This is a genomic window from Rhizobium sp. 25PS6 (assembly GCF_032464655.1).
Classification (GTDB): Bacteria; Pseudomonadota; Alphaproteobacteria; order Rhizobiales; family Rhizobiaceae; genus Rhizobium; species Rhizobium laguerreae.
On sequence record NZ_JAWDIV010000015.1, the window covers coordinates 63825 to 77021 of the forward strand.

General features: G+C 61.9%; 12 protein-coding genes. 6 read left to right on the plus strand and 6 right to left on the minus strand.

Features of this window, described 5'->3' with window-relative positions:
* The first annotated feature begins 22 nt into the window (after window positions 1-22).
* Window positions 23-361, plus strand: coding sequence for a TIGR01244 family sulfur transferase (locus RWK44_RS21685; protein ID WP_017961334.1), 339 nt, complete (start codon window positions 23-25; stop codon window positions 359-361).
* 73 nt (window positions 362-434) lie between these two features.
* A complete protein-coding gene (locus tag RWK44_RS21690) occupies window positions 435-779 on the plus strand; it encodes a RidA family protein (protein WP_168284626.1) in 345 nt (114 codons plus the stop codon).
* A 39-nt stretch (window positions 780-818) separates the two neighbouring features.
* Here the strand turns inward: RWK44_RS21690 and RWK44_RS21695 are convergent, their stop codons facing one another.
* The 4 genes from RWK44_RS21695 to RWK44_RS21710 are packed head-to-tail and all read right to left on the minus strand — an operon-like array spanning window position 819 to window position 5654.
* Window positions 819-2477 (minus strand): thiamine pyrophosphate-binding protein, encoded by a 1659-nt coding sequence (locus RWK44_RS21695; RefSeq protein WP_221999373.1) that lies wholly within the window; start codon window positions 2475-2477, stop codon window positions 819-821.
* A 13-nt stretch (window positions 2478-2490) separates the two neighbouring features.
* On the minus strand, window positions 2491-3693 hold the full coding sequence (locus RWK44_RS21700; RefSeq protein WP_168284628.1) for a CaiB/BaiF CoA transferase family protein: 1203 nt from the start codon (window positions 3691-3693) through the stop codon (window positions 2491-2493).
* A gap of 26 nt (window positions 3694-3719) precedes the next feature.
* Window positions 3720-4676: a DMT family transporter gene (locus RWK44_RS21705; protein WP_316029364.1), complete on the minus strand. Its 957-nt coding sequence runs from the start codon at window positions 4674-4676 to the stop codon at window positions 3720-3722.
* A 48-nt stretch (window positions 4677-4724) separates the two neighbouring features.
* Window positions 4725-5654 carry an alpha/beta fold hydrolase gene (locus RWK44_RS21710; RefSeq protein ID WP_027664231.1) on the minus strand — a complete coding sequence of 310 codons (930 nt, stop codon included), beginning with the start codon at window positions 5652-5654 and terminating at the stop codon, window positions 4725-4727.
* Between the two features lie 158 nt (window positions 5655-5812).
* Between RWK44_RS21710 and RWK44_RS21715 the strand changes: the two genes are divergently transcribed.
* The 4 genes from RWK44_RS21715 (at window position 5813) to metF (ending at window position 10397) form a co-directional block, all read left to right on the plus strand.
* On the plus strand, window positions 5813-6553 hold the full coding sequence (locus RWK44_RS21715; RefSeq protein WP_168284630.1) for a ribonuclease T2 family protein: 741 nt from the start codon (window positions 5813-5815) through the stop codon (window positions 6551-6553).
* Between the two features lie 98 nt (window positions 6554-6651).
* Entirely contained in the window at window positions 6652-8301 is a 1650-nt protein-coding gene (gene ettA, locus RWK44_RS21720) for an energy-dependent translational throttle protein EttA (protein ID WP_011652822.1), read from the plus strand.
* 163 nt (window positions 8302-8464) lie between these two features.
* Entirely contained in the window at window positions 8465-9490 is a 1026-nt protein-coding gene (locus tag RWK44_RS21725; RefSeq protein WP_168284631.1) for an ArsR/SmtB family transcription factor, read from the plus strand.
* A gap of 1 nt (window position 9491) precedes the next feature.
* Complete coding sequence (gene metF / locus RWK44_RS21730) at window positions 9492-10397, plus strand: methylenetetrahydrofolate reductase [NAD(P)H] (protein ID WP_221942387.1); 906 nt, start codon at window positions 9492-9494, stop codon at window positions 10395-10397.
* Between the two features lie 513 nt (window positions 10398-10910).
* Here the strand turns inward: metF and RWK44_RS21735 are convergent.
* Together RWK44_RS21735 and RWK44_RS21740 are read right to left on the minus strand one after the other, a co-directional pair.
* Complete coding sequence (locus tag RWK44_RS21735; RefSeq protein ID WP_077979246.1) at window positions 10911-11816, minus strand: DMT family transporter; 906 nt, start codon at window positions 11814-11816, stop codon at window positions 10911-10913.
* Window positions 11817-11938: 122 nt separating this feature from the next.
* Complete coding sequence (locus tag RWK44_RS21740) at window positions 11939-13156, minus strand: lytic murein transglycosylase (RefSeq protein WP_131666305.1); 1218 nt, start codon at window positions 13154-13156, stop codon at window positions 11939-11941.
* Window positions 13157-13197 lie beyond the last annotated feature (41 nt).

Genomic DNA, 13197 nt, shown 5'->3' on the forward strand with positions numbered 1-13197 from the left:
AGATTTTTGAGGAGACAAGACGATGGATATTCGCCAGATCGACGATGAATATTCGGTTTCGGGCCAGATCACGCTTGAGGAGCTCGACGAGATCAAGGCGCTGGGCTTCAAATCGATCGTCTGCCACCGTCCCGACCACGAAAGTCCCGACCAGACGTCGTTCTCCGTCATCGAGGCGCGCGCGAGGGAGCTAGGTCTCGAAATTGCCCATGTGCCTGTTGGGCCGATGGGCGTGACCGAGGAAGCCGTGCAGGGCATGGTCGACGCGCTCGACGAATTTCCGCGGCCGATGCTTGGCTATTGCCGTTCCGGCGCACGCTCGACGGCGATCTACCAGAAGACACACCACATCCGCAATTGAGCCCCGTTCCAGGTGCAAATTTTCCGGCGCTGAACCTCAGCGCCGCCACCTTCCATTCACTCAGGAGACTATGATGAGCATCAAGCGTATCGACGTCGGCGCGCGCATGAGCGGCGCCGTCATTCACGGCAATACAGTCTATCTCGCGGGCCAGGTCGGCGAGGGCGAAAGCGTCACCGATCAGTGCAAGTCCTCGCTTGCCGAAGTCGACCGCCTGCTGGCTGCATCAGGCAGCAGCAAGTCGAAGATCCTGCAGACGATCATCTACCTCGCCGATATCGCCGATTTCGCCGAGATGAACGCCGTCTGGGAAGGCTGGATCGATCCGGCCAATCCGCCGGCCCGCGCCACCAGCGAAGCCAAGCTTGCTGCGCCGAAATACAAGGTCGAGTTCATCATCACGGCCGCACTCGATTAAGGTCGCAGCGTCCCTATCCTTCAAGGCCGGTGAGTTTTCTCACCGGCTTTTTGTTTGCGCGATTTCCGAGAGCGTGCGCGTCGGCGTAATCGCTTCGGGATCGAGCTTGATTTCGATGATCGCAGGTTTGCCACTGGCGCGCGCCCGCTCGAAGGCCGGGGAGAAATCCGCCGTCGTCTCCACCGTCTCGCCGTGGCCGCCATAGGCGCGGGCAAGGGCTGCGAAGTCGGGATTGGTCAGATCGGTGCTGCTGACGCGGCCTGGATACTCGCGCTCCTGATGCATGCGGATCGTGCCGTAGATGCCGTTGTTGACGACGACCGCGATGATCGGCAGGCCGTAGCGGATGGCGGTGGCGAATTCCTGGCCGTGCATCAGGAAGCAGCCGTCGCCGGCAAAGCAGATGACCTCGCGCTCGGGAAAGAGCCGCTTGGCAGCGACCGCTGCCGGCAGGCCGTAACCCATCGAGCCGGAGGTGGGGGCGGCTTGGGTGTTGAAGCGGCGGAAACGATGGAAGCGGTGCACCCAGGTGGCGTAGTTGCCCGCACCATTGGTGAAGATCGTCTGCGGTCCGGTATTGGCCTCCAGCCATTCCATGATCGGCCCCATATGGACGGCGCCCGGACCTGTCGATGGTGGCGTCGACCAGGCGAGATAGCCTTGGTGCAGTCGCGCGGTGCGCTCGGTCCAGTGCGGTTCGGCCGGCGCTTCCAGATCGGCGAGTGCTGCGACGAAATCGGCAGGTGCCGCGCAGATGGCAAGATCCGGGCGATAGATGCGGCCGAGCTCCGAAGGGTCGGGATAGATGTGCACCAGCGATTGCTGGGGGTAGGGGATGTCGATCAGCGTATAGAACGAGGACGGCATTTCCGACATGCGGCTGCCAAGCAGGATCAGCAGGTCGCTCTCCTTGATCTCCTTTGCTAGTGCCGGATTGATGCCGATGCCGACATCGCCGGCATAGCAGGGATGGAGATGATCGAACAGCATCTGCCGGCGGAAGGAGCAGCCGACGGGGAGCTGGAAACGCTCGGCGAAGCTCTGAAAATCGGCGACGGCATCAGCATCCCAGCGTGTGCCGCCAAGGATTACCATCGGCCGCTCGGCTTTTAGCAGGCGGAGATAGAAATCGTCGATCTGGCGGCGGCCGGGATGGGCCTCGACATTGGCATAGTGCCTGGCGCGGGGTGCCTCGACCTCATCGCGCAGCATGTCCTCAGGCAGCGTTAGCACGACAGGGCCGGGACGGCCGGAGGTTGCGACCGCAAAGGCGCGGGTGACGAACTCGGGAATGCGGGCGGCATCGTCGATCTCGCCCACCCATTTGGCGAATTCGGTGAAGGCGCGGCGGAACTCGACTTCCTGGAAGGCCTCGCGCTCACGCGCTTCCCGCTGTACCTGGCCGATGAACAGGATCATCGGTATCGAGTCCTGCTTGGCGATATGCAGGCCGGCGGAGGCGTTGGTGGCGCCGGGGCCACGGGTCACCATGCAAATGCCGGGTTCGCCGGTCAGCCTGCCCCAGCAATCCGCCATCATCGCCGCTCCGCCCTCCTGGCGGCAGACGAGGACGTCGATATCGCTGTCGCGCAACGCGTCGAGCACGGCGAGGAAGCTCTCGCCGGGCACGCAGGAGAGACGCTTGACGCCGTTCGCCTTCAGCGCCTCGACGATCAGTTCCCCGCCAGTCTTCTTCATGACAATGCCTTCTTCATGACGATGCCTTCCTCTCGCGCTCGGCGAGTTCCGCCAGAATTTCTGCCTGGTGTTCGCCGAGACGCGGGCTCGGCCTGATATAACGCAGCGGCGTCTCCGACAGCACCACAGGCGTCCTGACACCGGGGATCACGGTGCCGGCGGCATCCGCAAGGTCAATGCGCAGGCCGCGAGCCTGTACCTGCGGATGGGCGAACATTTCCTCAATCGTGTTGATTGCGCCCGATGGAACCGCGTTCTCTTCACAGGCCTTTAGCAGATCCGCCTTCTGCCATTTCAACGTCTCGGTCGAGACGAGGCGGCGCACTTCGCCGCGATTGCCGACGCGGGCCTTGTTGGTGGCGAAACGCTCGTCGCCGGCGATCGCCTCCAGGCCGAGGAGGGTGCAGAGGCGACGGAACTGGCCGTCGTTGCCAACCGCGAGAATGAGGTACCCGTCCGCCGTCGGTACGACCTCATAGGGCGAGATATTGGGATGGGCATTGCCGAGGCGGGTCGGTGCCTCACCGGAAACCAGGTAATTCATGTTCTGATTGGCGAGCACGGCCGATTGTACATCGAGCAGGGCCATGTCGACCAACTGGCCTTCGCCTGACTTCAGGGCGTGGATCAGGGCGGCTTCGATCGCCGAGACGGCATAGATGCCGGTGAAGATATCGGCGATGGCGACGCCTGCCTTCATCGGCTGGCCGTCCGGCTCACCGGTGATCGACATGAAGCCGGACATGCCCTGGACGATATAATCGTAGCCGGCGAGGCTGGCATAAGGGCCGTTCTGGCCGAAGCCGGTGATCGAGCAATAGACGAGCTTCGGGTTGACCTTGCGTAGGCTGTCATAATCGAGCCCGTATTTGACGAGGCCGCCGAGCTTGAAATTCTCGATGACCACGTCGGCGGTGGAGACGAGGCGGCGAACGAGATCCTGGCCTTCGGCGCTCTTCAGGTCGGCGGTGACGGAGCGCTTGCCGCGATTGGCGGCGTGATAATAGGCAGCCGAGAGATTCTCGCCGTCGGCGCCCTCGACGAAGGGTGGCCCCCACTGGCGTGTATCGTCGCCGCCGTCGGGATTTTCGACCTTGATGACGTCGGCGCCGAGATCGGCGAGCATCTGTCCCGCCCAAGGGCCGGCGAGCACACGGGCAAGCTCGATCACACGGATGCCGGCCAGCGGCGGTTTTTTCGTCACGGTCTCCGTCATGTTCCTCCGGGCTCTCGTTCTTATATCTAGGGCGCCAGCGTCGCCTCTGATGTACCGGATACCGGTTTCGATGCAAAGCGGCGCTCGCGCCAAACAATGTAGAAGCCCGACGCCATGATAATCATGATGCCGAGCCATTTGATCGCATCCGGGAAGTCGCCGAAGACCAGCCAGGCGAAGATCGTCGCCGAGACGATCTCGAAATATTGCAGCGGTGCGAGCGTCGAGGCTGGTGCTGCGCGATAGGCATAGACGCCGAGGATGCCCGATATCGCGGCCATGGCGCCGACGCCGGCGACATAGAACCAGGCGCGGCCATTCGGCATGACCGGATCGAAGAGATCGGAGCCGGTTCCCTGGCCCAGGAAAAGCAGGACGGCGCAGAAGAGCAGGCCCCAGATGCTCATCTGGAATTGCATCGCCCAAGGGTCCTCCCTGTGCGAGAGGACGCGGGTCATCAGCACGAAGATGGCGATGCAGAGCGCGCTGACGACGGGCAGAAGCGCGATGTAGCCGACCTCTTCGAAACTCGGCTGGATGATCAGCATCGCCCCGAAAAAGCCGACGCCGCAGGCGCTATAACGCCGCCAGCCAATCGTCTCCTTCAGGAAAATGCCGCCGAGGATCGTCAGCATGATCGGCTCGACGAAGAAGATCGCAATCGCGTCGGCGACCGCCATGTATTTCAGAGTGGTGACGAAGGAGATCATCGAGACGGTGATGATCGCGCCGCGGATGGCATGGAACAGGTTCTGGCGCCAGGAAAAATCGGCGAAGCTGCGCCGCCATATTACAATCGGCAGCATGCAGACGGCCTGTACGGCGAAGCGGCCGGCGGTGATCTCCGCGGACGGGACTGTGACGATGGCAAGCTTGGCGAAAATATCGATGAGCGGCGAGAACATCACCGAGATAAACATCAGCACAAGCCCCATCGTCACGTCGGAGGCGGACGAAACGGGGCGGGCGGACGTGCTGTTCATGATGAAATCCCCGTACTCAGGATATTGGTCGCTCAGGATATTGGTCGCTCAGGATCTTGCGACGGCCCTGTCGCACCAGTCCGCAAAGGCTGCGATCGCCGCATCCGCGCCGATCTCATTCAGTGTTTCGTGCCGCATGTCCTGATATATCTCAGTGCTGATACGGGAGAAGCCTTGACCTTTCAAATGGTTTGACAGCCAGAGCACGGCTTTTCCACGTTCCGTCGCCGGGTCCTCTCCGCCACCGACGAGACGGATCGGCATGTCCCGGGGCAGCCGGTCGAGGTGGATTTTGTGTGGCGCGCGGAAAGTCAGTTCGAAGAGATCGAGCCAGAGAGAGATCGAGGCGTCGAAGCCGCAGAGCGGATCGGCGACATATTTGTCGACTTCATCAGGTCTGCGCGACAGCCAGTCGAACTCGGTGCGGCAGCCGGGAATGGATTTGCCCCAGGCGCCGAAGGTGAGCTTCGGCAGCAAGCCGCTCGGCACGTCGGAGCCCTTCAACATGCGCTCGGCAAGCAGGATCGCCTGGGCGGCGCGGCCGGCAAGGCCGACGGCGAAATTCGAATTCCAGACGGCGACGGCGTCGAAATCGGCCGGAGCCGTGACGGCAGCGTTGAGGGCGATGAGGCCGCCCATCGAATGGCCGAAAAGGATCACCGGCAAGCCGGGATGGCGGGAGGCCGCATGGCCGCGCATGGCGACGACGTCGCCGATCACCCTTTCGACGCCACTGCGTCGGGCGAAGCGGCCGATCGGCGCATCGGGCGCCGTCGTCTCGCCGTGGCCGCGGTGATCATGGGCGTAGACGTAATAACCGCGTGCCGCCATGGCCTCGGCAAAGGAGCGGTATCGTTTCGAATGTTCGGCCAAGCCATGGGATATCAACAGGATGCCGCGTGGAGGGGTGATGGCCTCAGCATGGTGATAGGCCAACGATGCCCCTGGCACGGCGAGCCTTTGCGTTTCAGAAAACATGTGGGTCCTCCCGGCGGCAACAGACCAGATCGCCGGGTAATTGCAACATGGTCATTTGATTATCCGATAACAAATTGCGGCCGTGTTGCGATTCAGGGTTGCGGTCTTTTGATTTTGATGCTTATTTGTTCCTGTATTGTTCTTTTTTGGGGGTTGAAATGAGCAGCATGCAGTTGCGTACCTTGACGTTTGCCGTGTCGATGATTGTTGCCGGCGCCGGCGTGGCGCAGGAGGCCGGCGGGCGCACCCGCTTCATTCTGGCGGCGAGCTGGCAGCCGGCCTTTTGCCAGACGAACCAGAAGAAGGCCGAGTGTGCGAGCCAGACCGGCGAGCGCCCGGACGCGACGAACTTTTCGTTGCACGGACTTTGGCCGATGCGGCAAGATTATTGCGGCGTGAGCGCCGAGCAGAAGGCCGCCGACAAGGATGGCGACTGGAACAAGCTGCCTGAGGTCACCCTTGCGGCCGAGACGAAGACGGCGCTGGCAAAGGCGATGCCCGGCACGCAATCCGGCCTGGAACGGCATGAATGGGTGAAGCATGGCACCTGCACGAAGATGAGCGCCGACGACTATTTCGGCGTCGGTGTGCATCTCGTGGGCGCGCTCAACGCGTCGGCGGTACGCGATCTCTTCGCTGCCAATATCGGCAAGCCGGTCAAAGCCGACGCGATCAAGGCGGCTTTCGACAAGAGCTTCGGGCCGGGTGCCGGCGACCGCATCAAGATGAGCTGCCGGCGGGCCGGCAATGTCAGGATGATCAGCGAGCTGACGATCGGGCTTTCGGAAGCCGCCGGGACAGCATCGGCGAAAAGTGCCGGCCTCGCCGATCTGATCCAGGGCGCTGGAAAAACGTCGTTCGGTTGTGACGAGGGCGTCGTCGACGCTGCGGGCTTTTGACCGGAAATCCTGAGTAAACCGGGTTTCGGCGTTGCCCGCAGGCGCTGTTTCGCCTACATAGCGGCACAATCGAAGTTTCCCGCCCGGAGCAGCGCAGCATGGCACGTCAGTTCATCTATCATATGTCCGGCCTCAACAAGGCCTATGGCAACAAGAAGATCCTGGAGAATATCCACCTTTCGTTCTACCCGGATGCCAAGATCGGTATCCTTGGTCCGAACGGCGCGGGTAAATCCACCGTGCTGCGCATCATCGCAGGCCAGGACAAGGAGTATACCGGCGAAGCCTGGCTCGCCGAAGGTGCGACGGTCGGCTATCTGGAGCAGGAGCCGCATCTCGATCCCAACAAGACGGTGTTCGAGAATGTCATGGAAGGTGTCGCCTCGAAGACGGCCGTCCTCGATCGTTACAATGAATTGATGATGAACTATTCCGATGAGACGGCGGAAGAGGGTGCCAAGCTTCAAGACGTCATCGACAGCCAGAACCTCTGGGATCTGGAAAGCCAGGTCGAGATGGCGATGGAAGCCCTGCGCTGCCCGCCGCGCGACGCCGAAGTCACCAGCCTTTCCGGTGGTGAGCGCCGCCGTGTCGCGCTCTGCCGCCTGCTGCTTTCGCAGCCGGATCTGCTGCTGCTCGACGAACCGACCAACCACCTGGACGCTGAAACCATCGCCTGGCTCGAAAAACATCTGCGCGACTATCCGGGCGCCGTGATGATGATTACCCACGATCGCTACTTCCTGGACAACGTCACCGGCTGGATCCTCGAACTCGACCGCGGCCGTGGCATCCCCTACGAAGGCAACTATTCGGCCTACCTGCAGGCGAAAGCCAAGCGTATGCTGCAGGAAAGCCGCGAAGACGCATCGCGCCAGAAGGCGATCAGCCGCGAACAGGAATGGATCGCTTCCAGCCCGAAGGCCCGTCAGGCCAAATCCAAGGCGCGTATCAAATCCTATGAGCAACTGGTGGATGCCGCCGAGAAGCAGCGTCCCGGCGACGCGCAGATTATCATCCCGGTCAGCGAGCGCCTCGGCCAGGTGGTCATCGAGATGGACGGTATTACCAAGGGCTTCGAGGGCCGCACGCTGATCAACGACTTGTCGATCAAGCTGCCGCCGGGCGGCATTGTCGGCATCATCGGCCCGAACGGCGCCGGTAAGACGACGCTATTCAGGATGATCACCGGCCAGGAAACGCCGGATGGCGGTTCGATCCGCATCGGCGAGACCGTGCATCTCGGTTATGTCGACCAGAGCCGTGACACCCTTGCGGCCGACAAGACGGTCTGGGAGGAAATCTCCGGCGGCGCCGAAATTATCAAGCTTGGCAAGTTCGACATGAACTCCCGTGCCTATTGCGGCGCCTTCAACTTCAAGGGTGGCGATCAGCAGCAGAAGGTCGGCAATCTCTCTGGTGGTCAGCGCAACCGTGTTCACCTTGCCAAGATGCTGAAGGCCGGCGGCAATGTTTTGCTGCTCGACGAACCGACCAACGACCTCGATACGGAAACGCTGGGTGCCTTGGAGAACGCGCTGGAGAACTTCGCTGGCTGCGCCATCATCATCAGCCACGATCGCATGTTCCTCGACCGCCTGGCGACGCACATCCTCGCTTTCGAAGGCGACGGCCATGTCGAATGGTTCGAAGGCAACTTCGAGGATTATGAACAGGACAAGGTGCGCCGCCTCGGCCCCGATGCCCTCAACCCGGGTAGCCAGGCCCATAAGCGCCTGACACGCTGATTTCACTCATTGTTGCTTGCGGAAGCCCCGGTTCGGCCGGGGCTTTTTCATATCACGCCTTTGTCGCAATCTGAGCAGCCAATTTCGCGGAGAGTGCGAATTGCCGCTTGCCACCGCTTTTCAAATCACATAAAGATATCTTTATATCTTGATTGGATCAAAGATGAGCGAACCCTTGAAGCTTGGACTGGATGCGCTGGTGGACGTCTTGAAGGCGGCCGGCGAGCCCACGCGCCTGCGTCTTCTGGCGCTTCTTGACGGCGGCGATCTGACGGTGACCGATCTTACCGAAATTCTCGGCCAATCCCAACCCCGCATCTCCCGCCACCTGAAGCTGCTCGGCGAGGCCGAACTGATCGAACGCTACCAGGAGGGCGCTTGGGCCTATTTCCGCCTCAAGCAGGACGGTAAGGCCGCCATGCTGGTGCGGGCGTTGCTGAAGCATGTTTCCGAGAACGATCCGACCATCCTTCGTGACGGCGAGCGGCTGTCGCAGGTCAAACGCCAGCGCGCCGAGCGGGCACAGGCCTATTTCAGCCGCAACGCGGCCGAATGGGACGAGCTTCGCCGCCTGCATGCGGCCGATGAAGAGGTCGATGCCGCCGTCATCCGGCTGCTCGGCAGCCAGCCGATCGACTCGCTGCTCGATCTCGGCACCGGCACCGGCCGCATCCTCGAACTCCTGTCCGGGCTCTACCGCCGGGCGACCGGCGTCGATGCCAGCCGCGACATGCTGAGTGTGGCGCGCGCCAATCTCGACAAGTCCCGCATCACCAAGGCCACCGTGCGCCACGCCGATATCCTGAACCTGCCTTTCGAGGGACAGGATTTCGATCTGGTGACGATCCATCAGGTGCTGCATTTCTTCGATCAGCCGGAGATTGCGATCGCGGAAGCGGCGCGCATGCTCCGGCCGGGCGGCCGGCTCGTGGTCATCGACCTTGCGCCGCACACGCTCGAATATCTCCGCGACGAGCATGCGCATGTCCGTCTCGGTTTTTCGCACCAGGCGATGTCCGACTGGTTGCGCAAAGCCAGGCTCGACGTCGAGCAGGTTGTCGATCTTCATCCGGGTCAGCAAAGCGGGCAGGGGTTGACGGTCACCGTCTGGCTCGCGCGCGATCCGAGGCGCCTCATGGCTTCGCAGACGAGCGAAGGCGCCGAACCTACATTTGCCGGGAGGGTATGACATGGCTTTGAAAAACGAAGCACGCGGCCGCAACGACATTAGAGTCTCTTTCGAATTCTTCCCGCCGAAATCGGAGGAGATGGAAGGCCAGCTCTGGCACGCCGTCGGCCAGTTGCAGGATTGGGACCCGGATTTCGTCTCGGTGACCTATGGCGCCGGCGGCACCACCAAGGCACCGACACTCTCCACCGTTACGCGCTTCCTCTCGCAGACGCCGCTTGCCACCGCTTCGCATCTCACCTGCGTCGGTGCAACGAAGGAGGAGACCCATCAGGTGGTCGACACCTTCCGCAAGGCCGGCGTGACGCATTTCGTGGCGCTGCGCGGCGATGCGCCCGGCGGTGCCGGCGCGCCCTACCAGCCGCATCCCGGCGGTTATGCCAATGCAGCGGAGCTGGTGGCCGGCCTCAAAGAAATCGGCGATTTCGAGATTTCGGTTTCCGCCTATCCGGAAAAACACCCGGAAAGCCGTGATACGGCGGCTGATATCGACATGCTGAAGCGCAAGGCCGACAATGGCGCCGACCGGGCACTGACGCAGTTCTTCTTCGATAACGACAATTTCGAGCGCTACCTGGAACGGGTGCGCGGCGCCGGCATCTCGATCCCTGTCGTGCCCGGCATTATGCCGATCCAGAACCTGACGCAGCTGAAGCGTTTCGCCGGGGCCTGCGGCACTGTTATCCCCGCCTTCCTCGATGAGCGCTTCGCAGGCTTCGACGACAAGCCCGAGGAGCGGGCGAAGGTCGCCGCCGAAGTCGCCGCCGAACAGATCGAAGATCTCGTCCGGCGCGGTATCCACGACTTCCATCTCTATACAATGAACCGTGCGCCGCTGGTTTCCGCCGTGCTCGACAATCTCGGCTTCTCTCGCCGGGCGGCAAAAAGTGCGGGCGCGGCCGCCTGATCCTTTCAGCCAATCAACGCGTCTACAGCGCCCTTTGCGGCTCTCGAAAAGACGCGCGGCGCTGCAAAAGTGAAAAGCGCATGTCGGGCGGGACATGCGCTTTTTCGTTGGCGGATTGATCAGCTATTCAGGAGTTTAGGCACTATCAGTCATTACACTTTCGTCGGCCAACTCAGATGAAGAGCATGGACAAGACGAAAGCAAACGCTGCACTGACCAACAGAACATTCAAGGATTGCGTGAGTCCCATGTCTGTCTCCTCGCGTTAACCGGCCAATAATATGTCTGAAATATGTCGGTTGGGAAGCAGATCTTATGCTGCGCTGCAGAAGGGTTCAGTGGATAAGTCGAATAGCGTTTCGGCAAACGTTTGAAATTATTTGTTAATTCTCAACAAATTTTTGTTCACAGATTTTATCATGCCGTTAAATCGGGCGATTGCGCATTTACCTATGCGCCCAAAACATGGCGGGATCGCAACCGGTTGAAAACATGTGGAATTCGCAACCAGTTTCAGGCGGCCTTGGCCAGCAGGCGATAGGCGCGGCCATCGAGAATGACGAGGCCGAAACCGATCAGCGCCATGCCGGCAAACTCGCTCAGTGCCAGCCTTTCTCCGAGGAAGAGCACGCCGAGAAGGATGGCGCTCGGCGGCACCAGCAGGGTGACGAGCGAGGCATTGGTGGCGCCGGCCGTCGCCATGATCCGGAAATAGAGGATGTAGCCGAAGGCGGTCGACAGCAGCGCCAATGCCAGGATGGCGAGGAGGGCATCGAGCGGCGGTGCGGCAAGCGCCCAAGGACGATCGGCCAGCAGCGACAGCGGCAGTGCAATCAGCGAAGAGGCGGTCAACTGGCCGGCTGCGGTAACAGGGGCGGGAACATTCTTGAAGCGTTTTCCGTAAGTGGCGGCGAAACCATAGGAGATGGCAGCAAGCACGGGAAGAAGCAGCGCCCAGAGCGGGGCTTCGCGACCGGCCGAAATGCCGGGGCCGATCAGCACGATCGTTCCGGCCAGGCCGACGAGGCAGCCGGCGATCTTTGCCGGCGACAGCTTTTCGTCTGAGGTGAAGTAGTTGGCGATCAGCACGGTCCAGATCGGTGTCGTCGCATTCAGGATCGCCGCAAGACCGGCGCCGATGCGGGTCTGGCCGAAGAAGATCAGCGCATGCGGCAGGGCATTGTTGATGAGGCCGAGGATCAGGAACTCACGCCAGCGGGCCTTGAAGATCGCATAGAAATCGAAACGGCCGGCGATATAGATATGCAGCGCCAGCGCCGCGAGCAGCAGCCTGAAGAAGACCAGGGTCAGCGGCGGCACGTGCTGGACGGCAATGCGGGCAAAGAAGAAGGAGCCGCCCCAGATCAGGCCGAGCAGGACCAGCAGAGCCCAGGTCCAGGCATTCATTCTGCTGTCCATGCCGATTCCTCCACCGCAAGCCGTTTTGCCGAAAACAGTTTTCGGTTTCATGCTTTAGCGCAGGCGGCGGATCGCGCCACCCGTTTCTTGCGAAGCGGATGGCGGTGCAATGTTAGCAGGGATCAAAGGGCGTTAAGAAGGGCAGGCGTTGCCCAGCCGTCGGCCGGCATGCCGAGGCGCTTCTGTTCCTTCTGGATCGCGACTCGCGTGCCGGAGCCGAGGATGCCGTCGATCTCGCCGACATCATGGCCGAGCGACTGCAGCTTGGTCTGCAGCGCCTTCATCTGGTCGCTGGCAAGCCCCTGTTCCGGCACACCCTTGAGGTACGGCTCGGCGCCCGAAAGGCGCGTTCCGAAATAGGCGGCCGAGGTCGTGTAGATGAACGACTTGTTCCATTCGAGATAGATCTTGAAATTGGGATAGGCGATGAAAGCGGGTCCCATGCGGCCCTGCGGCAGCACGAGGTCTCCTTCCAGGTTACCGAAGGCGGTATTGCCGTCGCGCGGTTTGACGCCGAGCGCGAACCATTCGGCGGCCTTCATCGTGCCGCCAAGTCCGGATTTTTCGAAGGGCAGGTTATCCGGCAGGGTCACTTCCTGCAGCCAGGGCTGGCCGCGCTCGAAGCCGAGATGCTGGATGAATTTCGCCGCCGTCAGGATGGCGTCCGGGCTGCTTTGCTTCAGGCGGACATGGCCGTCGCCGTCGCCGTCCATGCCATAGGCGATGATGTCGCGCGGCAGCATCTGCACCTGGCCGATCTCGCCGGCCCAGGCGCCGGTATTGGTGGCGGGGTCGAGGTCGCCATGCTCGACCATCTCAATAAGGGCGATCAGCTGCGGGCGGAAGAGTTCCGGGCGGCGGCAGTCATGCGACAGCGTCACCAGAGCGTTGCGGGTGTTGAAATCGCCCTGGACGGCGCCGAAATCGGTTTCCATCGCCCAGAAGGCGGTGATGACGCCTGGGGGCACGCCGAATTCCTGCTCGGCGCGAGCAAAGACGTCGGCATATTGCTTCATCTTCTGGCGGCCGATGTCGAGGCGGGCCTGGCTGACGGTGCGCTGGGAGAATTCGAGGAAGGTTTGCTTGAAGACGCCCTGCGCGCGATCGCGACTCAGGACCTTGGGATCGATCTCGGCGCCGGCGAAGGCCTCGTCGGCGGCTGCCGCACTGGCGCCGGCTGCGACAGCATCTTTCTTGACGCCTTCGAGGAAGGCGGACAGATCGCCGCCACAGGGCGCTGCCGGGGCTGCGCCCGGCGCCTGCTGGGCGGCCGCGCCGCCTGCGAGGGCGAAGGCAAACAGAAGGGCGAGTGCAGAGCGGCTTGCGAGCGAGCGGTGCATGGATGCGGTCCTTATATCAAACAGATTTCCGTCGCTTTCAC